Origin of the sequence: Pseudomonas sp. BR20, assembly GCF_050780135.1 — a bacterium.
In the GTDB taxonomy this organism is placed as follows: domain Bacteria; phylum Pseudomonadota; class Gammaproteobacteria; order Pseudomonadales; family Pseudomonadaceae; genus Aquipseudomonas.
In genome coordinates this window covers 764,219-786,523 of record NZ_CP172012.1, presented here as the reverse complement: position 1 = coordinate 786,523, position 22,305 = coordinate 764,219, and the positions used below count along the sequence as shown (strand labels likewise).

The 22,305-nt window shown below is 61.4% G+C and carries 20 protein-coding genes and 1 riboswitch; of the genes, 7 read left to right on the top strand and 13 right to left on the bottom strand.

The features are described 5' to 3' along the window. Window positions 1-2: 2 nt before the first annotated feature. Window positions 3-749, top strand: coding sequence for an RsiV family protein (locus ACHPFG_RS03415; protein WP_167655556.1), 747 nt, complete (start codon window positions 3-5; stop codon window positions 747-749). On the opposite strand, the gene cytX is transcribed toward ACHPFG_RS03415, so the two are convergent. Continuing rightward, window positions 718-2,007 (bottom strand): putative hydroxymethylpyrimidine transporter CytX, encoded by a 1,290-nt coding sequence (gene cytX / locus ACHPFG_RS03410; RefSeq protein WP_131696788.1) that lies wholly within the window; start codon window positions 2,005-2,007, stop codon window positions 718-720. The two genes, ACHPFG_RS03415 and cytX, sit on opposite strands and share 32 nt — an antisense overlap. A gap of 180 nt (window positions 2,008-2,187) precedes the next feature. Then, on the bottom strand, window positions 2,188-4,092 hold the full coding sequence (thiC, locus tag ACHPFG_RS03405) for a phosphomethylpyrimidine synthase ThiC (RefSeq protein ID WP_431701611.1): 1,905 nt from the start codon (window positions 4,090-4,092) through the stop codon (window positions 2,188-2,190). A 148-nt stretch (window positions 4,093-4,240) separates the two neighbouring features. Next, window positions 4,241-4,346, bottom strand: a riboswitch (TPP riboswitch). Window positions 4,347-4,542: 196 nt separating this feature from the next. Between thiC and ACHPFG_RS03400 the strand changes: the two genes are divergently transcribed. Further along, entirely contained in the window at window positions 4,543-5,982 is a 1,440-nt protein-coding gene (locus tag ACHPFG_RS03400; RefSeq protein WP_431701610.1) for a TolC family outer membrane protein, read from the top strand. 27 nt (window positions 5,983-6,009) lie between these two features. On the opposite strand, the gene waaA is transcribed toward ACHPFG_RS03400, so the two are convergent. Together waaA and ACHPFG_RS03390 are read right to left on the bottom strand one after the other, a co-directional pair. Next, window positions 6,010-7,287: a lipid IV(A) 3-deoxy-D-manno-octulosonic acid transferase gene (gene waaA / locus ACHPFG_RS03395; protein WP_431701609.1), complete on the bottom strand. Its 1,278-nt coding sequence runs from the start codon at window positions 7,285-7,287 to the stop codon at window positions 6,010-6,012. A 23-nt stretch (window positions 7,288-7,310) separates the two neighbouring features. Next, window positions 7,311-8,201, bottom strand: a complete 891-nt coding sequence (locus tag ACHPFG_RS03390; RefSeq protein ID WP_131696792.1) for a LysR family transcriptional regulator — start codon at window positions 8,199-8,201, stop codon at window positions 7,311-7,313. A 102-nt stretch (window positions 8,202-8,303) separates the two neighbouring features. Between ACHPFG_RS03390 and ACHPFG_RS03385 the strand changes: the two genes are divergently transcribed. From ACHPFG_RS03385 to ACHPFG_RS03370, 4 genes are all read left to right on the top strand, one after another. Continuing rightward, on the top strand, window positions 8,304-8,639 hold the full coding sequence (locus ACHPFG_RS03385) for a DMT family transporter (protein ID WP_074848568.1): 336 nt from the start codon (window positions 8,304-8,306) through the stop codon (window positions 8,637-8,639). A gap of 120 nt (window positions 8,640-8,759) precedes the next feature. Then, window positions 8,760-9,935 (top strand): NAD(P)/FAD-dependent oxidoreductase, encoded by a 1,176-nt coding sequence (locus ACHPFG_RS03380; protein ID WP_431701608.1) that lies wholly within the window; start codon window positions 8,760-8,762, stop codon window positions 9,933-9,935. Then, window positions 9,932-10,744: an aldo/keto reductase gene (locus ACHPFG_RS03375; protein ID WP_431701607.1), complete on the top strand. Its 813-nt coding sequence runs from the start codon at window positions 9,932-9,934 to the stop codon at window positions 10,742-10,744. The genes ACHPFG_RS03380 and ACHPFG_RS03375 overlap by 4 nt, the downstream gene beginning before the upstream one ends. Before the next feature lie 41 nt (window positions 10,745-10,785). After that, window positions 10,786-11,754 (top strand): metal ABC transporter ATPase, encoded by a 969-nt coding sequence (locus tag ACHPFG_RS03370; protein WP_131696795.1) that lies wholly within the window; start codon window positions 10,786-10,788, stop codon window positions 11,752-11,754. Window positions 11,755-11,777: 23 nt separating this feature from the next. Here ACHPFG_RS03370 and ACHPFG_RS03365 read toward each other — a convergent pair whose 3' ends face one another. The 6 genes from ACHPFG_RS03365 to ACHPFG_RS03340 form a co-directional block, all read right to left on the bottom strand. Further along, window positions 11,778-12,713, bottom strand: coding sequence for an NAD-dependent epimerase/dehydratase family protein (locus ACHPFG_RS03365; RefSeq protein ID WP_431701606.1), 936 nt, complete (start codon window positions 12,711-12,713; stop codon window positions 11,778-11,780). After that, window positions 12,706-14,130: a bifunctional D-glycero-beta-D-manno-heptose-7-phosphate kinase/D-glycero-beta-D-manno-heptose 1-phosphate adenylyltransferase HldE gene (hldE, locus tag ACHPFG_RS03360; protein WP_145335988.1), complete on the bottom strand. Its 1,425-nt coding sequence runs from the start codon at window positions 14,128-14,130 to the stop codon at window positions 12,706-12,708. Before hldE ends, ACHPFG_RS03365 begins: the two co-directional genes overlap by 8 nt. Window positions 14,131-14,233: 103 nt before the next feature. Next, entirely contained in the window at window positions 14,234-14,842 is a 609-nt protein-coding gene (gene cysC / locus ACHPFG_RS03355) for an adenylyl-sulfate kinase (RefSeq protein ID WP_431701605.1), read from the bottom strand. Next, window positions 14,835-15,539, bottom strand: coding sequence for a sulfotransferase family 2 domain-containing protein (locus tag ACHPFG_RS03350; protein ID WP_431701604.1), 705 nt, complete (start codon window positions 15,537-15,539; stop codon window positions 14,835-14,837). The genes cysC and ACHPFG_RS03350 overlap by 8 nt, the downstream gene beginning before the upstream one ends. 153 nt (window positions 15,540-15,692) lie before the next feature. Beyond that, complete coding sequence (msbA, locus tag ACHPFG_RS03345) at window positions 15,693-17,501, bottom strand: lipid A export permease/ATP-binding protein MsbA (protein WP_131696800.1); 1,809 nt, start codon at window positions 17,499-17,501, stop codon at window positions 15,693-15,695. Between the two features lie 9 nt (window positions 17,502-17,510). Beyond that, complete coding sequence (locus ACHPFG_RS03340) at window positions 17,511-18,689, bottom strand: O-antigen ligase family protein (RefSeq protein WP_431701603.1); 1,179 nt, start codon at window positions 18,687-18,689, stop codon at window positions 17,511-17,513. A gap of 148 nt (window positions 18,690-18,837) precedes the next feature. Here ACHPFG_RS03340 and ACHPFG_RS03335 point away from each other — a divergent pair, with 148 nt between their 5' ends. Next, window positions 18,838-19,404, top strand: coding sequence for a toluene tolerance protein (locus ACHPFG_RS03335; RefSeq protein ID WP_178116734.1), 567 nt, complete (start codon window positions 18,838-18,840; stop codon window positions 19,402-19,404). Here the strand turns inward: ACHPFG_RS03335 and ACHPFG_RS03330 are convergent. The 3 genes from ACHPFG_RS03330 to ACHPFG_RS03320 are packed head-to-tail and all read right to left on the bottom strand — an operon-like array spanning window position 19,393 to window position 22,300. Then, entirely contained in the window at window positions 19,393-20,490 is a 1,098-nt protein-coding gene (locus tag ACHPFG_RS03330; RefSeq protein ID WP_431701602.1) for a glycosyltransferase, read from the bottom strand. The genes ACHPFG_RS03335 and ACHPFG_RS03330 overlap by 12 nt on opposite strands. 39 nt (window positions 20,491-20,529) lie before the next feature. Further along, window positions 20,530-21,294 carry a glycosyltransferase family 2 protein gene (locus tag ACHPFG_RS03325; protein ID WP_431701601.1) on the bottom strand — a complete coding sequence of 255 codons (765 nt, stop codon included), beginning with the start codon at window positions 21,292-21,294 and terminating at the stop codon, window positions 20,530-20,532. A 49-nt stretch (window positions 21,295-21,343) separates the two neighbouring features. Beyond that, complete coding sequence (locus tag ACHPFG_RS03320) at window positions 21,344-22,300, bottom strand: glycosyltransferase family protein (RefSeq protein WP_431701600.1); 957 nt, start codon at window positions 22,298-22,300, stop codon at window positions 21,344-21,346. Window positions 22,301-22,305: the final 5 nt, after the last annotated feature.

Sequence of the window (22,305 nt, the reverse complement as noted above, 5' to 3'; positions counted from 1 at the left end):
CCATGTCGCTTTTAAAAATCGCATCCGTGGCCTGCATCGCCTTGACCCTCGGCGCCTGCCAAAGCCTGTTCCAACCCAGCTATCGCACTCCACTGGAAGCCACCCGCGACGCCACCGAGCAGAGCAAGCCAGGCTGCGCCAGCAGCGATTGCCCGCTGGTGAATATCGACACCGTGCACTTTGCCAAGGAACCCAAGCTGGATGCCTTGATCGAGCAACGCCTGCTGGAAATGACCCGTACCAACGCGGGCGACCCGCTGCCGTCGAGCCTTGAGTCTTACCGCGAGCAATTCCTCAGCACCGCAGCCCCACGCAACAGCATGTACTTGCAGGCCAAGGTACGGGAGCAGCATGACGGTTTGGTAATCATCGAGTTGTCCAGCTACCTGGACCAGGGCGCCACCCACGGCGAGCCAGGCCGCGCTTTCATCAACTATTCGCGCCAGCAGCAAAAGGCCCTGTGGCTGAGCGACATGCTGCTGCCCGGCAAGGAAGACGCGTTCTGGAAAGCCGCCCAGGTGGCGCACAACAGCTGGCTGATCAGCACCCGCCTGAGCCTGGAACCGGAGTTCGTGAAAACCTACCCGTTCCAGAAAACCCCGAATGTGGCGCTGACGTATGGTGGCGTGATCCTCAAGTACCCCACCAGCACCATCGCGCCGTACGCCCTGGGCCATGTCGAGTTGCAGATTCCCTACTCGCGCCTGGAAGGCATCCTCAAGCCTGAGCTGGTGCCCGCGCGCCGCTGAAGGCCCGTCCCAGGATGAATTGCAACAACCCTGCCAGCGCCAGCGCCGGCAGGGTTGCGCCGATATCCGGGTACAGGTTGGCCAACAGGTGGTAAGTGCCGATACCGCCCAGCCAGGCCAACAGTGCCGGCCAACGCAGGCTGGCAATCACACCCTGACCACGACGGCGCAGGATGAAATGATCCACCAGCACCACGCCGAACAACGGCGCAAACACTGAGCCGATCAGCAGCAGGAAGTTCTGGTATTGCGCCAACGGGGCAAAACAGGCGATCAGGGTGCAGATCACACCAATGGCCAGGGCCAGGTGCTCGACCTTCAAGCGCAATAGAATCCCGCTGGACACCGCCGCCGAGTGAATATCGGCAAAGGCGTTTTCCGACTCGTCCAACAGGATCAGCAGCAGCGGAATCCCCAGGCCGGCCCCGGCCAGTGCCAGCAGCAGCGCATTCACTTCACCGCTGGGCGCAAACGCCAGGGTGTAGGCCACGCCCAGGCTCATCAGCCAGAAATTACCGATAAAGAAGCCAAGGGCGGTGCCGCCGAATACGTTTTTGGCGCGCTTGCCGAAGCGGGAGTAATCGGCAATCAGCGGCAGCCACGACAGCGGCATGGCGATGGCGATATCAAAGCCGACTGCAAAGGGCATCGAACCGTCACCGGCCCGAGCCCAGAGTGCGCCGAGGTCAGCCTTGGCGAACAGGTTCCAGGTCAGCCACAGGCAGGCCGCCAGCAGCAGCCAGATCCCCCACTTGCGCAGGATCTGCCGTACGAACGTCAATGGCCCGCTGACCGCCAGCAGGGTCGCCAGGCCACCGAAGAACAGTGTCCACAACAACGGGCTGGCCAATAGGCTGCCGTCGCTCAACGCCCGCGCGCCCAACAGGCTGGCGGCATCGCGCATCACGATGATTTCAAACGAGCCCCATCCGATCAGTTGCAGCAGGTTCAGCAACGCCGGCAGGCTCGCGCCCTTGGCTCCGAGGCTGAGCTTGAGGGCGGCCATGGCGGACAGGCCTGTGTCGCTGCCGATCACGCCGACGGCAGCCAGCAACAGCACGCCGACGAGGGTGCCGAGGAAAATCGCCAGCAAGGAACCGGACAAGCCCAGGCCCGGCGCGAGCAAGGCGCCGGTTTGCAGGACCATCAGGCCGATGCCGAGGGAGAACCACAGGGAGAACAGGTCGCGGGCGCCGAAGACGCGTTTGTCAGCAGGCACCGCGATGTCGGGGGAGTAGGTGCTCGGTTGAATGCTCAAGGGTGTTATCTCTGAGGGGCATTTTTTGTTTGAAAGATTGCTATCGGGGGCAAGCCCCCTCCCACATTGGATCTGCTGTGAACACAAAAACTGTGCATACCTCAGTCAAAATGTGGGAGGGGGCTTGTCGAGTCGTCGCACCGCCCCGATAACGGCGGTACAGGCACCGCCGTCGCTGGATCAGACCTTCTTGTACAGCTGACTGCCTTCCTGCTTGAACCGCTCCGCCTGCTCCGCCAAGCCCTTGGCCACGTCCACATCCACCGCTTCAATGCGCTGGTTGGCCGCGTACTCGCGCACTTCCTGGGTGATTTTCATCGAGCAGAACTTCGGCCCGCACATCGAGCAGAAGTGCGCGACCTTGGCCGAATCTTTCGGCAGGGTTTCGTCGTGGTAGGACCGCGCGGTGTCCGGGTCCAGGCCAAGGTTGAACTGGTCTTCCCAACGGAACTCGAAGCGCGCCTTGCTCAAGGCGTTATCGCGGATCTGCGCGCCCGGATGCCCCTTGGCCAAGTCCGCCGCGTGGGCGGCGATCTTGTAGGTGATGATCCCGGTCTTCACGTCATCCTTGTTCGGCAGGCCCAGGTGCTCCTTGGGTGTGACGTAACAGAGCATGGCGCAACCGAACCAGCCGATCATCGCCGCACCGATGCCGGAGGTGATGTGGTCATAGCCCGGCGCGATGTCGGTGGTCAGCGGGCCGAGGGTGTAGAACGGCGCTTCGTCGCAGCATTCGAGCTGCTTGTCCATGTTCTCCTTGATCAACTGCATCGGCACGTGGCCGGGGCCTTCGATCATGGTTTGCACGTCGTGCTTCCAGGCGGTCTTGGTCAGCTCGCCGAGGGTTTCCAGCTCGCCGAACTGCGCGGCGTCGTTGGCGTCGGCAATCGAGCCCGGGCGCAAGCCGTCGCCGAGGGAGAAGCTGACGTCATAGGCCTTCATGATTTCGCAGATTTCGTCGAAATGCGTGTAGGTGAAGTTCTCTTTGTGGTGCGCCAGGCACCACTTGGCCATGATCGAACCGCCACGGGACACGATGCCGGTCACGCGCTTGGCGGTCAGCGGCACGTAACGCAGCAGCACGCCGGCATGGATGGTGAAATAGTCGACGCCCTGCTCGGCCTGTTCGATCAGGGTGTCGCGGAACAGCTCCCAGGTCAGGTCTTCGGCCGCGCCGCCGACTTTTTCCAGGGCCTGGTAGATCGGCACGGTACCGATCGGCACCGGCGAGTTGCGGATGATCCACTCACGGGTTTCGTGGATGTGCTTACCGGTGGACAGATCCATCACCGTGTCCGAGCCCCAGCGAATGCCCCAGGTGAGTTTCGCCACTTCTTCTTCGATGGACGAACCCAGGGCGCTGTTGCCGATGTTGCCGTTGATCTTCACCAGGAAGTTACGGCCGATGATCATCGGTTCCAGTTCGGTGTGGTTGATGTTGGCCGGGATGATCGCGCGGCCACGGGCGATTTCTTCACGGACGAATTCAGGGGTGATGATTTTCGGCACGCTGGCGCCGAAGCTGTGGCCGGCGTGTTGCTGGTCGAGCAGGCCACTGGCGCGGGCTTCTTCCAGCTTCATGTTTTCGCGGATGGCGACGTACTCCATCTCGGCGGTGATGATGCCTTTGCGCGCGTAGTGCATCTGCGTGACATTGGCGCCGGCCTTGGCGCGGCGCGGGTTTTTCACGTGGGCGAAGCGCAGCGCGGTCAGTTCGGCATCGCTCAGGCGCTGCTGGCCGAAATGCGAGCTGAGGCCACTCAGGCGTTCGGTGTCGCCACGGACTTCGATCCACGGCGAGCGTACATCGCCCAGACCTTTGCGTACGTCGATGATGACGTTGGGGTCGGTGTAGGGGCCGGAGGTGTCGTAGACCACCACGGGCGCGTTGATTTCACCGCCGAAGTCGGTTGGGGTCACGTCGAGGCTGATTTCACGCATCGGCACGCGAATGTCCGGGCGGGTGCCTTGCACGTAGATTTTTTGCGAGCGGGTAAACGGCTGTACGGAACCGGAGTCGACCTTGGCCGATTCACTCAAGTGCACGGTGTTTTTCAGTTTTGTACTTTTTATTTCTGTGCTCATCACGGGCTCTCCAACTATCCAGGCGGTGGATTTTTGTCGGAGCGAACCTGTGACGGATGGACGCACTGGAAGCAGTGCTGTGCTTGGTGCACGAGGGTTGTTCGAAGGTCGAACAACATCCCGGACGAAGCACAAGAGGACTCGCCGGGTGACGAGAAATCTTGTTCCCTACGCAGGCGTTAACCTGATCAGGTTCAACGGGATCCGGTATTTACCGATCTCAGCCTTCCAACAAGGCACCCCGACAAGAACGCGGCCAGTCTAGACCATGCCGCGGGCAAATTGCCAATAGCGGTTTATTCAGCGTGATGAATGGCGTGATTGCGGGATTGTTGCCCGGGGATCTCGCCACTACACTCGAGAGCCGCCTCACTGCTTGACGCCAGGATTGGCCAGCCGTAGCCTTGAGCGCTAAATTATCACCATAATATTCACACTAGGGATCGCCTCATGCTGCGCAAACTTTCACTGGCTCTCGCCGTGTCTTGTGCGACCAACGGAATGGTCTGGGCAGCTGAAGCGCCCTTGTCCGCCAAAACTGACCTGGTCAGCGTCTATCAGGAAGCAGTGGATAACAACGCCGACCTGGCCGCCGCCCGCGCCCAATACGGCGCGCAGAAAGAAGTCGTGCCCCAGGCTCGATCGGGGTTGCTGCCGAACCTGTCGGGCGGTGCCGACATCAATAACGTGCGCACCCAGATCGACACACCGGCGGCGACTGCCAACCGCGACGCCCACTCCTGGCGCGCGACCCTGAGCCAGCCGCTGTTCCGCGCCGATCGCTGGTTCCAGCTGCAAGCCGCCGAGGCCACCAATGAACAGGCGGCGCTGCAACTCTCGGCCACCGAACAGAACCTGATCCTGCAAAGCGCCGAAAGCTACTTTGCCGTGCTGCGCGCCCAGGACAACCTGGCCTCGACCAAGGCCGAGGAAAATGCCTTCAAGCGCCAGCTGGATCAATCCAACGAGCGCTTCGACGTCGGCCTGTCGGACAAGACCGATGTGCTGCAATCCCAGGCCAGCTATGACACTGCACGGGCCAACCGGATCCTGGCCCAGCGTCAGGTGGACGATGCCTTTGAAGCACTGGTTACCCTGACCAACCGCCAGTACAACTCGATCCAGGGCATCGTCCACACGCTGCCGGTGTTGCCGCCGCTGCCCAACGACGCCAAGGCCTGGGTCGAGACGGCCGGCCGCCAGAACCTGAACCTGCTGGCCAGCAACTATGCCGTCACGGCTGCCGAAGAGACCCTCAAGCAGCGCAAGGCCGGCCACGCGCCGACCCTGGACGCCGTCGCGCAGTACGAAAAAGGTGACAACGACGCCCTTGGCTTCAGCAACCCGAATGCTTTTGGCACGCCGTATCGTGGCGATGTCGAGCAGCGCACCATCGGCCTGCGCCTGAACATCCCCCTCTACAGCGGCGGCCTCACCAGCTCGCAAGTGCGTGAGTCGTACTCGCGCCTGGGCCAGACCGAGCAGCAACGCGAAGGCCTGCGCCGCCAGGTGGTGGAAAATACGCGCAACCTGCACCGCGCGGTGAACACCGATGTGGAGCAGGTACAGGCGCGCCGCCAGTCGATCATCTCCAACCAGAGCGCGGTGGAAGCCACGGAAATCGGTTACCAGGTGGGGACGCGCAATATCGTCGATGTGCTGGATTCACAACGCCAGCTGTACTCGTCGGTGCGCAACTACAACAACAGCCGCTACGACTACATCCTCGATAACCTGCGCTTGAAGCAGGCAGCGGGCACCTTGAACCCAGGTGACCTGCAAGACCTGACGCGTTACCTCAAGGCGGACTACAACCCGGATCGTGACTTCCTGCCACCGGACCTGGCCAAGGCGGCCGCCGAGCAACTCAAGGCCCGCCCGGGCTATTGAACACACCACATTTGGATCGGTGTTGGGTCAGTGAGAGATCAATCGGCCCAAGCCATCCAGCAAGCGCTTAAGCGCCCCCTGATTAGCCTGCATCACCTTGAGCCCCGCCTGCGCCATCCGGCGTGCATCCTGCGGCAGCTCGAACAGCTGTCGTACGACCTCGGCCAACCCTTCTGCGTCCTCCACCTCTCGCAACGCACCCGCTTCGCGCATCATCGCGGTGATGTCGAGGAAGTTGAACACGTGGGGCCCCATCATTACCGGCTTGGCCAGCGCCGCCGGTTCCAACGGGTTATGCCCACCGGTCGCCACCAGGCTGCCGCCGACAAAGGCGCTGTCGGCCAAGGCATAGAGAAACAGCAGCTCGCCCATGGTGTCGCCGAGCAACACCGACGTTTGTGCGGTAACGGCCTCGCCACCTGAGCGACGCACCGTGGTAAACCCTTGTTGCGTACACAGCTCGAACATCGGGCCGAAGCGCTCTTGATGACGCGGCACCAGGATCAGCAACGCGTTGGGGTAGCTTTCGAGCAGTTGGCGGTGGGCCGCGAGCACCACTTCATCTTCGCCTTCGTGGGTACTGGCAGCGATCCACACCGGACGCTCAGCGGCGCCCCATTGTTCGCGCAGGGCGGCGGCGCGCACCGGCAGCTCGGGGTCGATGGTCAGGTCGAACTTGATCGAGCCGGTAACCTCGACGGTTTCCGGGCGCGCACCCAGGCTCAGGAAACGCTGGGCCTCGGTCTCGGTCTGTACCGCGAACAGGCTCATTTGCGCCAGCATCGGCGCCGTGAGTTTGGCAAAACGTGCGTAGCCCTTGGCCGAACGCGCTGACAGCCGCGCATTGGCCAAGGCCACCGGAATACCGCGCTGGGCGCAGGCGTGGATATGGTTGGGCCACAACTCGGTTTCCATGATCACCGCCAGCCTGGGCTGTACACGATCAAGAAAACGCTTGGCCGCACAGGGCAAATCGTACGGCAGGTAGCAATGCTGGATGCGCGGCTCGTTGGCGAACAACGCCTGGATGCGCTCGGAACCGGTGGGCGTCATGCAGGTGACGGTGACCGGCAGGTCTGGATAACGCGCCAACAAGCCGCGGATCATCGGCGCCGCGGCAATGCTTTCGCCCACCGACACCGCGTGCACCCAGATCCCGCCCGGTTGCATCACCGGCAAGCCATAGGAAAACCGCTCGCCGACGCGCCGGGCATAGGCCGGCGCCTTGCGTGCGCGCAACCATAGACGTAAGGCCACCAACGGCAGCGCCAGGTAAAACAGACAGCTGTAGAGAGTTCTATTCATGGCGGCGGAGTTTATCGGCTTTTTCAGTCGATCGCCTGCAAGCACTCGGCAAAACGTTTGGCGAGAAAGCGCGCGGCGGGGCCGAGGTGCTCGTCGCGCCGCCATACCAGCTCCACCACCAGGGCCGGCGGCGTCCATTCGCTGTCCAATTCCACCATCTGTTGTTGATAGGTCGGGTACTGCACGATATGCCGTGGCAGCCACGCCCAGCCCAGGCCACTCATCAGCCATTCGGCCAGCACGTAGAAACTGTCGGCACGCCACACCAATGGGCTGGCCGCTTCGCTGCCGGGGTAGACGCTGGTCTGGGTCGACATCAACAACTGGCGAAACTGGGCCAGGTGCTGGCACGTCACGTACTTCTCCTTGGCCAGCGGGTGGTTCACGCCGCACACAGTGACCATCTCCACGCTGCCCACCACCCGCCGCTCCAGAGCCTCGGGGATCTGGTCGTGATAGAACAGCAGGCCCAGGTCGGCCTGGCGCTCCACCAACTTGCGCGCCACATCGCCCTGGGCGGCGCTGGACAGCTGTACCTCCAGCAGCGGGTACTGCCCCGCCAATGCCTCAAGACTGTCGAGCACCGGCTGGAACAGCATGGCTTCATCCTGGGCCAGGCGCAGGCAGGCCTCTTCACCACGGGTCAGTGACAGTGCCCGGCCATTGAGCCGCTCACACTGGCGCAGCACTTCGCGCGCCTCCTCCAGCAACACGCTGCCGGCTTCGGTCAGGCTGGGCTGGCGGCCGCTGCTACGGTCGAACAGGCTCACGCCGAGGTCCGTCTCCAGCATCGCAATCGCGTTGCTGACTGCCGATTGTGCCTTGCGCTGTCCGCGCGCCACCGCTGAAAACGAACGCTGCTCGGCGACGCTGACAAACAAACGCATCTGCTCCAGGTTCCATTGCATGCTCATCCCACAACCCATCTTAATTTCGGATAGGTAATGACTTTACCCCATCTGATAAAACTCTAGAATGCCGGCCTTATCAGATTGCTTTACACCGAGGACTCACCCATGAACGCCGCTTACTGCTACCTGGCCATCGCCATCTGCTCGGAAGTGATCGCCACCGTTTCCATGAAAGCCATCAAAGGCTGGAGCACTCCTATCCCGCTGTTGCTGGTGATCGTCGGCTATGGCGTGGCGTTCTGGATGCTGACCCTGGTGGTGCGTACCGTGCCGGTCGGCGTCGCCTATGCGGTATGGGCGGGGATGGGCATCGTGATGGTGAGCATTGCCGCGCTGTTCATCTATGGGCAGAAGCTGGACCTCCCGGCAATGCTGGGCATGGGTCTGATTGTGCTGGGCGTGGTGGTCATCCAGCTGTTCTCGAAAACCGCCGGGCATTGAGTGTTCACTTGAGACTCAAGTGAATCCAACATTCGCAGTCGCGCCAAAGCTCGACAGCGCCTACGGTGTGTATGGCGTGAGAATGTATACTTGCGGCCTTGTTTAAAAATGAGGTCGCCCATGCCATCCGTTATTTCCACCGACGTGCTGATTGTCGGCGCCGGAGTTGCCGGCCTCTGGCTGAATGCGCGCCTGCGTCGGCAGGGGTTTTCCACGGTGCTGGTGGAAAACGCCACATTAGGTGGCGGGCAAAGCGTGAAGTCCCAGGGGATCATTCACGGCGGCGCCAAATACGCGCTGCACGGAGCCCTCACCGGCGCCTCCGAAGCGATTGCCGATATGCCGCGCCGCTGGCGTGAAGCCCTGGCCGGTGACGGTGAACTGGACCTGTCCGGCGTGCGCGTACTCTCGCAGGCCCATTACCTGTGGTCCCCTGGCACGATCGCCGGCAACCTCACCAGTTTTTTTGCCAGCAAGGCCGTGCGCGGCCGTGTCGATCAGGTCAAGGGCGACGATCTGCCCCCGGCGCTGCAAGACCGTGGCTTCAAGGGCAAGGTTTATCGACTGGCCGAACTGGTGGTGGACGTACCCAGCGTGATCGAGCGCCTGGCGCAACTGGCCGGTGACGGCTTGCTCGCCGGGCAGCGCATCGAACCCCTGCGCGAAGGCGACACCCTGGTGGGCTTGAAGGTCGATGGCCGCGAGATCCGCGCCCAGCGCATCGTCTTGAGCGCAGGCGGCGGTACCGCCGAGCTGCTCGCCGCCCTGGGCCTGAGCCAGCCCGCCATGCAAAAGCGCCCGCTGCATATGATCATCGCCAAGGGCCCGGGTTTGAAGCCGCTCTACGCACACTGCCTGGGCGGCGGTACCAAGCCACGCCTCACCGTCACCACGCACCCTGCTGCCGATGGCAACTGGGTGTGGTACATGGGCGGCGACATTGCCGAGGCCGACGGCGTGGCACGCACGTCCGAAGAGCAGATCGCCACCGCCCGGAAAGAGCTGGCGCAACTGCTGCCCTGGATCGATATGAGCCAGACCCGGTGGGCTACGCTGCGCGTCGACCGTGCCGAGCCTCTGCAATCGGGCCTGAGCCGTCCCGACAATGCCTTTGTCGCCGAAGAGGGCCGCCTGCTGGTGGGCTGGCCGACCAAGCTGGCGCTGGCGCCGGATTTCGCCGATCGAGTGATCAACAGCCTCGAACGCGACGGTATCCACCCAAGCGCAATGGAGCCTTTGCCCGACCTGCCAAAACCCGCCATCGGCGTCCCAGCCTGGGAGCAACTGTTGCCATGAGCCTGCCGACCTTGCACGACCTGCACCGCCCGCTGGGCAGCACCGGCCTGGTGGTATCGCCACTCGGCCTGGGCACCGTCAAGCTGGGCCGCGACCAGGGTGTGAAATACCCCAGCGGTTTCACCATCCCCGATGATGACGAAGCTCGGATGTTGCTGCGCCAGGCGCGCCAACTGGGTATCAACCTGATCGATACCGCACCGGCCTATGGCCGCAGTGAAGAACGCCTGGGGCCGCTTTTGCGCGGCCAGCGCAAGGACTGGGTGATTGTCAGCAAGGTCGGTGAAGAGTTCGAAGAGGGCCTGTCACGCCACGATTTCAGCGCGGCCCATACCCGCCTGTCCATTGAGCGCAGCTTGAAACGACTTGAAACGGATTTTATCGATCTGGTGCTGGTGCACTCCGACGGCAACGACCTGCACATCCTCAACGACTGTGAGGTTTACCAGACCCTGGCGCAGTTGAAGCAAGAGGGTAAGATTCGCGGTTTCGGCTTCTCCGGCAAAACCGTCGAAGGCGGCGTGAAGGCTCTGGAACAAGGTGATTGCGCGATGGTCACCTACAATCTGAACGAACAGGCGGAAAAAGCCGTCATTGATTATGCGGCGACCCATGGCAAGGGCATCCTGGTAAAAAAGGCCCTGGCCAGCGGCCACGTGTGCCTGGAGCCGGGAATGGATCCAATACATGCCAGTTTCATGCTGTTGTTTGCGCAAACGGGCGTCGCCAGTGCTATTGTCGGGACCATTAATCCGCTGCACCTGGCCCATAACGTGGCGACCGCTGCCAAGGTCATTCGTCAACTCTGATGCCGCCGACGCGGCCGACCCCGTCGCAAGAAGGAGCCGACATGCCGCGAACGCTCATAAGAAAAAACCCCAACAACTTCAAAACACTGCCGCTGCACGTCGAAGCCACCCCCGAAGGCCTGAGCTACCAGAGCGTGGGCATGCCGCTCAACTTCGCCCAGACCCTGCAGCGGCGCAAGCCGGTAGACGTGCCGGATGCCGAGCGTTTCGCGCTGGAGCTGGCAAACCTGGGAGTGTCGGTGCGACTGACCCTGCACTGGCAAAACAAGGATTACTGGGTGCTGGTGCGCCAACGTCGCCAGGACCGTGGCGATGTGGTGCTCAAGCTGATCTCCGGCTACGTCCCCGCTCACGAACTGAACCTGCCGCTGCACACTGCCATCCAGGAGATCGCCGAGGAATGCCTGCTGGAAACGCCGGAAGGCTGGCTCAGCGGGCGCTTCAACGACACGTGGCTGCCGGCCCCCTACTCCGCCGCGCTGCATTACCGTGAAGCCTTGCCGTTTCGCTTGAGCCCTTTGTCTGGCGCCGCACGCCCGGTACGTTGCGCGACCACCCAACTGATCGAGCGCCCACGGGCCTATGTGCATGTGCCGACCGCGTCGCTGCAACTGATTTATGACTTGCGCCTGGAAGTGCCGAAGGAAGCCAAATCCCTGAGCCTGTTCCATGTGGATGAGCGCCTGGAAGGCGACCAACTGGTGGCACGCCTGGACCGCCAGCGTCCGGACCTGTACCTGATGCCGCTGAAAGATGGCCAGCCGCTCGCCGAGTTGTACACCGTCAAGAAGGACCAACTTTACCCGGCCAGTACACGGGGCTTGTACCTGGCGGAAAGCTTTGCCCAGCAGGAAGGCTGGCTGGTCCGCGATGAGCGCATTCGCTGGAAGGATTGGGTCCGGCAGCAAGGCCTGGCGGAGCCTGAGAAAGACTCGAAATTGAAGCGCCTGACCGGCAAGGCGCGCCAGATGCTGCGCAAGATCGTGCCGAAGAAAAAAGCCAGCCGCTAAGGCTGGCTCCTACAGGTGAACAGTCAGCCTTTGAGCAACCGCGCCAGGCCAACCGCCAACGGGGTTGGCTCAGGCAACTTGAAGCTGGCCAGCAAACGCTGGTTATTCGCCCGCGAATGCCGAATGTCTCCCGAGCGTGCCGGCCCGTAAGTCACCGCGGGCAACGGACCAATTGCCTCTTCCAGTGCCTGCAGCACCTGCTTGAGGGTAGTAGTGCGGTTCCAGCCGACGTTGATCGCACCCAAAGGCGGCTCCGGGACTTCGATGGCCTGCACCAGCACGTCCACCAGGTCTTCCACATACATGAAGTCGCGGGTCTGCTCGCCATCGCCGAATACGGCGATCGGCCTACCCTGTTGTGCACGCTCGCAGAAGATACTGATCACGCCGGAATACGGCGATGACGGGTCCTGGCGTGGCCCGAAGATATTGAAGAAGCGGAAGATCACCGGCTCCAGGCCGTGCTGGCGGCGGTAGAAGTCGAAGTAATGCTCGCCGGCCAACTTGTCGGACGCATAGGGCGTCAACGGTGCCTTGGTGGTCTCTTCGTCAATCGAAGCGCCTTCGCCGTTGTTGCCATATACCGCGGCGCTGGAAGCGAACACCACACGCTTGACGCCCGCCTGGCGCATCGCCTCACAGACATTCAAGGTGCCGACGAAATTGCTCTGGTGCGTGCTGACCGGATCATCCACCGAAGCCTGCACGGAGGCCACCGCCGCCAGATGCACCACCGCTGTGGCACCGACAGCGGCACGCGCCACCAGCCCGGCATCGGCGACATCTCCCTCAAGCAGCTCGACGCGCGGGTTGTCCAGCGGCAGGTTGCTGCGCTTGCCTGTGGACAGGTTATCCAGCACACGCACCGCGTAGCCCTTGGCAAGCAGCGCATCGACCAGGTGCGAGCCAATAAAGCCCGCGCCACCGGTGATCAGGACCAACGGATCAGCCTTACTCATTGTTGCGGATCTTCTCGACAATGGCGGTGGTCGAGCTGTTCTCGACCAGGCCCAGCACTTTGACCTTACCGCCGTAGGCGCTGACGATGTCGGCGCCGACCACTTGGTCGACGGAGTAGTCGCCGCCCTTGACCAGCACGTCCGGCTTGACCTGGGCCAGCAGGTTTTCCGGGGTTGCTTCAGGGAAACTGATCACCCAGTCCACCGCACCTAACCCCGCCAGTACCGCCATGCGTCGGTCGACGCTGTTGATCGGACGGCCAGGGCCTTTCAGGCGACTGACCGACGCGTCATCGTTGACCGCGACGATCAGTCGATCACCTTGGGCGCGAGCCTGTTCCAGGTAGGTCACATGGCCGGCGTGCAGGATGTCAAAGCAGCCGTTGGTGAACACAATGCTCTCGTTGTGGGCACGAGCATCGTCAATTGCCAGCAGCAATTGCTCGATGCTCAGAACACCACGTTCCGACCCTTCGGAGCGCTGGATGGCACGGCGCAGCTCAGGCGCGCTGATCGCGGCCGTACCCAGCTTGCCGACCACGATGCCCGCCGCCAGGTTGGCCAGGGCCACCGCGTGGGGCAGCTCTTCGCCGGCCGCAATGGACGCGGCCAGGGTGGAAATCACGGTGTCACCGGCGCCGGTGACGTCGAACACTTCACGGGCACGCGCCGGCAGGTGCATCGCCGGGTGGCCCGGGCGCAGCAGGGTCATGCCGTGCTCGCCACGGGTCACCAGCAAGGCGCCCAGGTCGAGATCGGCCATGAGTGCCGCGCCTTTGGTCACCAGTTCGTGCTCATCGGCGCAGCCGCCGACGATGGCTTCGAACTCGCTGAGATTGGGCGTGATCAGGCTGGCTCCACGATAAATCGAGAAGTCCTTGCCCTTGGGATCGGCCAGTACCGGAATGTTCCGCGCCTTGGCGGCCTGGATCAGTTCCTGGTGGTTCTTCAGGGCGCCTTTGCCGTAGTCGGACAATACCAGCACCTTGATACCTTCGAGCAGTTCGTCGACCTGGCCGCTGAGGGCCAGGGCGTCGGTGGCGAAGGGTTCTTCGAAATCGATACGCAGCAATTGCTGGTGACGGCTCATCACCCGCAACTTGACGATGGTCGGCTGATGAGCAATGCGCTGGAACACCGCGCGCACGCCGGCACCGCGCAGGCTGTTGGCCAGGCTGTCGGCGGCTTCGTCGTCGCCGGTCACACCGACCAGGGAGGCCGGGGCGCCGAGTGCGGCAATATTGAGGGCAACGTTGGCAGCGCCACCTGGACGGTCTTCGATTTGCTCGACCTTGACTACCGGTACCGGCGCCTCAGGGGAAATCCGTGAGGTACCGCCATGCCAGTAACGGTCGAGCATGACATCGCCGACCACCAAGACAGGGGCTTGATCGAATCGCGGCATGGACAACTTCATGGAGCAACCCACATACAAAATGAACAGGGGCGCGATATTAGCACAGGGTGAGCGCCGCCTAGTTCGAGAGCTTTATCCGCGATGCGTCAGGCACTAAAACTGATCATTTTTTAAACAAAACCGTCAGGATCTGCGCCACGGCTTCGGCCAGCTCGACCTCATCGGTATTGATTTCGCAGTCGGCCGCAAGCGGCGCCTCATAGGGGCTGTCCAAGCCGGTGAACGCCTTGATGCGCCCGTCCAGTGCCGCGCGGTACAAGCCCTTGGGATCACGCTGGGCACACACGTCAAAGGGTGTGCTGATGTAAATCTCAAAAAATTGCTCCGGCCCGAACAGAGCCCTGGCGGTCGCCCGATCGACACTGAATGGCGAGATCGCCGAAACAATGACAATCAAGCCTGCGTCCACCATCAGCCGCGCCACTTCGCCGATACGCCGGATGTTTTCTTTGCGCGCCGCATCGCTCATGCCCAGGTCATTGCACAGCCCCACGCGCAAGTTATCGCCATCAAGCACGAAGGTGTGCCGCCCCTGCTCGTTGAGTTGCACTTCCAGGGCATTGGCCAGGGTCGACTTGCCGGACCCGGACAGCCCCGTCAGCCATACGCAGCAGGGCTGCTGGTACTTGAGCGCCGCCCTCGCGGCCACCGACAACGATAGGGCAAAGGGACGGATGGCAGCGCAATCGCCAGCCTGCAACTGGCTATTCATAACCTAACACCTCGTAGTCACGTTGATAGGCACGCCTGACCAGACGGCGCGTGCGCGAGGAGCAAAAGTCCCTGACCGGCTCGTGGCGACGCCCCAGTGAAACATTCAGATGTGGCAGGGATGAGTCCACGCCGAGGCGTTCGCACAGGTGCTGGAAGTCTTGCTGCAAAGACTCCTGGCGACCGAGAAAGTCCATGGCCATCTGGCCCATGTGATCGACCAGGAAGTCCGTCTGGGGAGCGAAGTGCAATTGGCGTCGCAGGTTGTCGGGGTGCAGCCAGCCGGCAACGAAATGGTCGAAGTCTCGGTAGCTGGAAACCAGCGACTGGGCTTGCAGGTCGCGAGGGCCCATGGCGTTGCCGCGCAAATAGGTATAGGCCGAGTAGGCACGCTCCAGCGGGTCACGTACGAAAGCAAATTTGAAGCTGCGCTCGCAGTGCTGGGGAAATTGCTGCTCATACCAGTAATACGGCAAATGCCCCGGCCAGCGCCCATCGAGAAGTGCCGAACACACGCTGCTGCCGGCGCATTTGGGCACATGGATAAACACGCACTGGTGTCGTTCGAAAGCCGGGTTAAGCGTTGCCACCCCAGACAGGGATTTGTTCACCGCCTGGCGATCCACCACCGACAAACGCCCCAGCAGAAACACCCTCTGGTGTTTGGGAAGCAGTTTCCACAGTAGACGTTGCAACATTCCAATACTCACGCAAGAAGGTTAGCCCTCTCGTTCGTCATTCGAATCGAGAAGGCCAACATAACAAACGATGGGCGCTGGATTATTTGGCTTTGGTCAAGCCCTGTAACGGGCCTGATACAAACACCGGGGCGCATTGCGCGCCCCGGCTGGTCAGGTGATGTTCGCCGTGACCGGCTCGTCCAGCCCCATGGCGTGCAGGCGCGAGTAGTAGCCGCCCATGGCCAGCAGTTCGAGATGTGTCCCGCGCTCGACAATTTCACCGTGGTCCATCACCAGAATCAGGTCGGCTTTCTCGATGGTGGACAAGCGGTGCGCAATCACCAAGGTGGTGCGACCTTTCATGACCTTGTCCAGCGCGGCCTGGATATGCCGCTCGGACTCGGTGTCCAGGGCCGAAGTCGCCTCATCGAGGATCAGCAGCGGGGCATTTTTCAGCAGGGCCCGGGCGATCGCCAGGCGCTGACGTTGACCACCGGAAAGCAGCACGCCGTTTTCACCGACTTCGGTGTCCAGGCCTTTTGGCAGCTCGGAGATGAAGTCCATGGCGTAGGCGTCGGCAGCGGCTTTCTCGATGTCGGCACGCGGTGCATCCGCGAGGTCGCCGTAAGCGATGTTGTTGGCCACGGTGTCGTTGAACAAGGTCACATGCTGGGTCACCTGGGCGACGTGACGACGCAGGTTACGCAGGCGGTAGTCTTCGATCTCGACCTCGTCCAACAGGATTTCCCCGGTTTCGTGATGGTAGAAACGCGGGATCAGGCTGGCCAGGGTCGACTTGCCGCTGCCCGAACGCCCGACCAGGGCGATCATCTGCCCGGGGGCTGCGCTGAAACTGATGTTCTTGAGCACCTCACGCTCCGTACCCGGGTAGGTGAAGCTCAGATTGCGCACGTCCAGCCGACCGCTGACGCGATCGCGCTCCACAGTGCCGCTGTCGACTTCGGGCTCTTCATCCAGCTGTTCGAAGATACTCTCGGCACCGGCCACGCCCTTCTGGATGGTCGAGCTGACTTCCGACAGCTGGCGAATCGGCTTGGGCAGCAGGCCCGCAGCCGTAATGTAGGCCACCAGGTCACCTGCGGTGGCTTCACCGCGCAACAGCAGCACCAGGAACATCAACGCGGCCATGGCCGTGTAGATCACCAGTTGCAGCATCGGCGTATAGACCGCACCGGTCTTGTTCATGCGCAGTTGCTTGTCGGTATTGCCCTGGCTGGCAGCGGCAAATCGACGCTCCTCGTAGCCTTCGCCACCGAAGCTGCGTACCACGCGGTAGCCCTGGATGGTCTCAGAGGCGACATGGGTAACGTCGCCCATTGCCACCTGGATTTTCTTGCTCTGCTTGCGGAATTTCTTGCTGGTGCTGCCGACCATGATCGCGATCAGCGGCAGGATTGCCAGCATTACCAAGGTCAGCTTCCAGTTCATCCACAGCAGGTAGCCGAACAGGAACACCACCGTCAGGCCTTCGCGGATCACCACCTTGATTGCATCGGTGGCCGCACCGGTGACCATGGTCACGTTGAAAGTGATACGGGAAATCAGGTGCCCGGAGTTGTGGGTATCGAAATAGCGGTTAGGCAATACCAGCAGCTTGTTGAACAGCTGGACCCGCAGGTCATGCACCAGCCCCAGGGAAACCTTGGCCAGGTAGTAGTTGCCCAGGAAAGACCCCAGCCCCTGCCACGCGGCGATCAGGATGATCAGCAGCGGCACGGCCATCAGCAACTTCAGGTCCTTGAACAACGGGATGTTGGGCAGGAACACCACATCGGGGTTGCTCAAGCCATCGACGAAGTACTTGAGAATCCCGGCAAGCATTGGCTGGGTCGAAGCGAAGATCACGAAGCCCACGATACTCAGCAGGAACATGCCGAGGTACGGTTTCACATAGCCCAGCAACCGGAAATAGATTTTCAGGCTGGATTCCTGGTCCGCTTTGGGCGGTGCGTCACTCATGTGTCGAGCTCACTGGTTGGGTAGGACGCGAACTTTATCACACGCGTCGGGTTTGGCCCGAGCCCAGACCAAAACACTGGCCATGGCAATCGGCAGCCAGGAGATAAACCACTCGGCCCGCGGCGTGCCGGTCAGGCTGGCGGCATCGAACTGCATGGCCAGGAACGAAAACACCCACATGCCGATGATGCCCTTGCCATAGAGCGTGTCGCGGGCCTTCCAGGCCTGCCACAGCACACCGAACCACAGGCAGCTCCACAGCAGCAGGCCCGGCAGGCCCAACTCGATGCTCACGTGAGTGAACAGGTTGTGGGAGTGATCAAAAAAGAGGTTATCGGCAAATACCTTGTAGTCCCCGCCCAGCCCCAGGCCGGTCCACGGGCGCTCGCTGATCATCTGCACGGCGGCCATGAAGATCTGCGGGCGGTAAGACACACCACGGGCCAGCATCAGGGACTGCATGGCGAAGAACACCGCTAGCGCCGCGATGACCGCGCCAATGGCAATCACCGTGCTACGGCGGTCACGGCACCAGGCGGGCATTGCCACCACAGTCAGCAACAAGGCCAGTGCGGCACCACGGCTTTGGCTCAACACCACGAAAAGCCCGAGAAAACCGATAGACAGCACCCACGCCACTTGCATCCAACGACCACGGGGCAACCAGTGCAACAGCCAAACCGCAGCCAGGCCAATCACGTAGGCGCCCAGTATCGGGTGGGACAACTGCCCTAAACCTTCGAGGCGGGCATTCCAGGCATTCTGCTCAAAGCCATAGAACTTGATGATCGCCACCAGCGACGACACGGCAAGCCCGAAGCCGCCCCACTGCATCACACGAATGACGCGTTCAGTTCGACCACACGCAAACACCGGGAAGAACAGCAGGAACACGCCGATATACAGCAGACGCTTGGCCTCGCGCGACGGGTCTTGGGCGTTGGTCCACAACAGACTGATCGCCCCCCAGACGGCAAGCGCGGCGACCATCAGGCACAGCCAGCGCTGTTCGCGCCAGACTTCCTTGAGGCGCTCACGGGCCGACCAGGCAAACACCATCGCCGGCAACCACAGAAACAGTGTCAAACCCTGTTGATAAATCTTATTGGTCGGGGCAAAAGCAATCGCCAACAAAAACCAAAGTAACCCGAAAATCATCCATACCTGCGCCCAACGACTTGCTTGCATCACCCGCTCCTGAATACGTTCAACCCGCCAACCCGGCATGGTTAAAACCCAAAACTTTCGGCATTATTACCGACCACTGTGCCCGCGACTTCCACAAGGCTTTCCGACGATGCAATGTTCAAGGCTTTCCCAAGCCGATTTAACCGCGATGATTGAAGGTGCCAAAATCCTGGAACAGGACAGCTATGGCCCCAAAGTCTACCTGCTGACCGACGGGAATATCCTCAAACTGTTTCGCCGCAAGCGCCTGCTTTCGTCCGCGCTGTTTCGCCCGTACTCCAAGCGTTTCATCGACAATGTGGCGCAGTTGCAACAACGCGGCATCCCGACCATGACCGTGCTCGCGTTCTTTCAACTGACGAGGCCCGGCATGACCGCCGTACTCTACCGTCCTTTGCCGGGCGAAACGCTGCGCCAGATTTCCAATCGTGAAGGCTTTGACTGGCACACGAACCTCGACCCGCTCGTGGCCCTTATTCGCCGTCTGCATGGCGCGGGCATCTACTTCCGCTCGTTGCACCTGGGCAATATTGTCGTGACACCGGACAATGAAATGGGCCTGATCGACGTGGCCGACATGCGTTTCCTGCGCGCGCCCTTGAACCCGGAATTGGCAAGGCGCAACCTGCAACACTTCGCTCGCTATATTGCGCGCGAGAAGCTGAACGAGCGCTTTCCAATGCAAGCCCTGGAGCAAGCGCTGCTAGCAGCATGAGAACAGCCGCCGGGTGGTTTCAGTGAAATCATTCCAGGCCTGCTCCGGCGCCAACGCCCGCGACTGAGCTTCGACTACCTGCTCGCCGGAACTCACGAACGCACGGGTCAGGAGGTCAGCCCAGGACGCGGTGCTGTCTACGGGAGCGTACCAGCCGGCATCACCCAGTTGTTCACGGAACACCGCCAGCTCACTGGTCAGTACCGGCACGCCAGCCATCACCGCCTCTTGCAGGATCAACCCCAGGCCCTCTTCCGTCGACGGAATGGCGACCCAGTCAAACGCCCGATACAGGGTCGCCGCCTCAGGAAGATGCCCCGGCAAGGACACCTTGTCGCGCAAGCCAAGCGCCTCGATACACGCCTCAAGCCCGGGCCTCGCCGGCCCCTCGCCGATGATTACCAGGCGCGCCCCCGGCTGATCGGCCGTCGCACTGGCAAAGGCTTCCAGCAAACAGCCAAACCCCTTGCCGTCTACCAATCGACCTACCGCACCCACCACCGGTGAGCTCTCCAACGGCAAGTCCAGACGGGAGCGAGCCTGCTCACGGGAAAGCGCTGCGGCACGAAACACAGCAGGATCGAAGGCACTGCGCAACACCGCCACGGGCCGTTGCAGGTAACGTTCAAGGGAGCTGGCGAGGGTTTGCGACACGGCCGCCAGCGTCAGTTGCGACGCTGGGAACTGCTCGAAGAGCTTGCGATCAGCTTTGCGCAAGCGCGTGACACCATGAAAAATCACCACGGCCCGCACCTGCGGCAGGTGCTTGAGCACCGGTAGAAGCACCCGCGCGACACCGATGCCATCAAGCAGCACAACCTGCACATCTTCAGGCAGGGCCCTCTGGAAGCGCGCGCGCATCCAGGGCATCAGCCACTTCCACAGGTGCCGCCCCTTAAGCCTGGCAGACGAGAGGTTCCACTCGACGGCCTGTTCGACCAGGCCATCGCTACCAACCGCACTGCCCTGAAGCAACCAGGTGTGAATCGGCACGTCGCCGTCGGCATGGGACAATATTTGCTGATGAACCTTCTGCACCGAAGCAAATGCAGAGCCACCAGCCCACATGATGTTGAGAATACTCATCGAAAAAACCTTATGCGGCGTTGGTAGGGCTCGTCGTGTTTACTGGTGGATCAACCAGCCGATACCAACCCCCAGGATCAGCATGAGCACCAGCTTGATCCGCTCTCGCCGCTTGCGCCGCGCCTTGGTCAAGCGCTCTGCTGCCGTCGCCACATGCAAACCAAAACCGGTGTGCAAAACGGCATCACCTTCCAGGGTAACCGCGGGCAGGTTCAGCTGCGCGTAACGCCTGGAAAGCCCCTTCTCACCTTCAAATCCGGCATAGGGCGCACATAACCAATATTCCTTGATACGCCGCAGGCCCGGGTTCAGCGAAAACCCCTGCCAGTCAGGCTTATCGGACTGCAAGGGATAACAAGGCACCCCACCAATCACCTCACGCGCCCCCAGATGGATATAGGGACTGTGCACCTGTAAATCGTAAACGTAATTACGCAACCAGACCTGCAGAATATCGGGGCGTTGCTCCAGGACCGTCTTGGAATCCTCGACAAAACCGGGTCGATAAAACGCCCAATCATCTTCGCAATGGAATATGTACGGGGTCTTGACCAACCCATAGGCCAAGTCGATGGATGCCAATTGCCCCAGCTTCGGACGGTTGATCAAGAACGTACAATGGCCGAGCCAATGCTCAGGAATCGCCAGGCGTACCGCGTCATCGCCAGAGTCTTCGGTAATAAAGACTTCGCGGATGGTCGCTGTATTGAACAGATCGAAGCTCGCGAGCGTGCGCTTCAACAAATCGAAGCGACCACAACTGGTCACGACGAGCGTTATATCGCTTTGAGGGGAGAATTGCATTCAAGCCTCGAAATATCATAAGGCCACCAGACGCGGCCACTGGCAGATATCAAACGCCTAGTTTCAAGCGCAATGTTTCCAGCAAACTCAACGGTGCTCGGGGACGCAGCGGCGGCTCCAGGGTCTCGACAATGCGCTGGCCGATGCGTGCAAAGCTGAACTGGCTGACCGCGAGGTCTTGCCCACTGCGCGCAATCTCAGCCGCCAGTTGAGGATTTGATCGCAATGAGGCGAGTTTTTCCTGCAACTGGGGAATGTCTTTGTAGAACACCACATTGACCATGTCCTTGAAGCCAAGCGCTTCGTTTTCCGCAGCGCCTTGGTCAAACGTCAGCAGCACACAACCACAGGCCATGGCCTCGAAGTTCTTGATCATGTACTCGCCCATGCCCACGTCGGCACTGACGAAAAAACGAATCCGGTTGAGGGTCGCGCAATATTCCTCACCCGATTTGGTGCGCGTGACCACCAAAGGTTCAACGCGGGCCAACTCATCGAGCAACGCCTTGCGACCGCTATAGGCCACGCTGTTGGTGCTGCCGACAAATGCCAGCTCAATGTCACGCTCCACCCCCTGGGCCTGCAACAGCGCCTGATCGTAGCCCTTGGGCACGAACACCGCATCAAAGCCCTCGGCGCGCAGGCGCTCGGTCACCATATACCCCGAACTGATGACCCGCACCCACGGCAAGCGACGGTAATGGGCACTGAACTTGCCCGTGTACTTGCAGGGAATGTAGTTCTGGTAGGCGTCGTGTTCGAGGATCACCAGGTTCGGGATCGTACGGATAAAGCCGGCCTGGCGAATTTCCTGCTTGAACCGCAGGAAAAACACGATGCGGTCATAACGGGTCACGTCGACTTCGCGCCTGAAGTAAGCGCGCAGGTTGCGCTGATCAGCGCTGCTCAGCCAACGCGTATCACACTCGCAGTGCTCGGCGATGCCTTCGTACAGGCGATCCAGAATCGCGCGCTGTTCTTTCTGTACCAGAAACAAAACTTTCATGACCT

Bases quoted from the DNA above. Each gene is read 5' to 3' on its own strand.
- ACHPFG_RS03415 (WP_167655556.1), top strand. From the start codon at position 3: ATGTCGCTTTTAAAAATCGCATCCGTGGCCTGCATCGCCTTGACCCTC.
- thiC (WP_431701611.1), bottom strand. From the start codon at position 4,092: ATGAGCACAGAAATAAAAAGTACAAAACTGAAAAACACCGTGCACTTG.
- ACHPFG_RS03400 (WP_431701610.1), top strand. From the start codon at position 4,543: ATGCTGCGCAAACTTTCACTGGCTCTCGCCGTGTCTTGTGCGACCAAC.
- waaA (WP_431701609.1), bottom strand. From the start codon at position 7,287: ATGAATAGAACTCTCTACAGCTGTCTGTTTTACCTGGCGCTGCCGTTG.
- ACHPFG_RS03390 (WP_131696792.1), bottom strand. From the start codon at position 8,201: ATGAGCATGCAATGGAACCTGGAGCAGATGCGTTTGTTTGTCAGCGTC.
- ACHPFG_RS03385 (WP_074848568.1), top strand. From the start codon at position 8,304: ATGAACGCCGCTTACTGCTACCTGGCCATCGCCATCTGCTCGGAAGTG.
- ACHPFG_RS03380 (WP_431701608.1), top strand. From the start codon at position 8,760: ATGCCATCCGTTATTTCCACCGACGTGCTGATTGTCGGCGCCGGAGTT.
- ACHPFG_RS03375 (WP_431701607.1), top strand. From the start codon at position 9,932: ATGAGCCTGCCGACCTTGCACGACCTGCACCGCCCGCTGGGCAGCACC.
- ACHPFG_RS03370 (WP_131696795.1), top strand. From the start codon at position 10,786: ATGCCGCGAACGCTCATAAGAAAAAACCCCAACAACTTCAAAACACTG.
- ACHPFG_RS03365 (WP_431701606.1), bottom strand. From the start codon at position 12,713: ATGAGTAAGGCTGATCCGTTGGTCCTGATCACCGGTGGCGCGGGCTTT.
- hldE (WP_145335988.1), bottom strand. From the start codon at position 14,130: ATGAAGTTGTCCATGCCGCGATTCGATCAAGCCCCTGTCTTGGTGGTC.
- cysC (WP_431701605.1), bottom strand. From the start codon at position 14,842: ATGAATAGCCAGTTGCAGGCTGGCGATTGCGCTGCCATCCGTCCCTTT.
- ACHPFG_RS03350 (WP_431701604.1), bottom strand. From the start codon at position 15,539: ATGTTGCAACGTCTACTGTGGAAACTGCTTCCCAAACACCAGAGGGTG.
- msbA (WP_131696800.1), bottom strand. From the start codon at position 17,501: ATGAGTGACGCACCGCCCAAAGCGGACCAGGAATCCAGCCTGAAAATC.
- ACHPFG_RS03340 (WP_431701603.1), bottom strand. From the start codon at position 18,689: ATGCAAGCAAGTCGTTGGGCGCAGGTATGGATGATTTTCGGGTTACTT.
- ACHPFG_RS03335 (WP_178116734.1), top strand. From the start codon at position 18,838: ATGATTGAAGGTGCCAAAATCCTGGAACAGGACAGCTATGGCCCCAAA.
- ACHPFG_RS03330 (WP_431701602.1), bottom strand. From the start codon at position 20,490: ATGAGTATTCTCAACATCATGTGGGCTGGTGGCTCTGCATTTGCTTCG.
- ACHPFG_RS03325 (WP_431701601.1), bottom strand. From the start codon at position 21,294: ATGCAATTCTCCCCTCAAAGCGATATAACGCTCGTCGTGACCAGTTGT.
- ACHPFG_RS03320 (WP_431701600.1), bottom strand. From the start codon at position 22,300: ATGAAAGTTTTGTTTCTGGTACAGAAAGAACAGCGCGCGATTCTGGAT.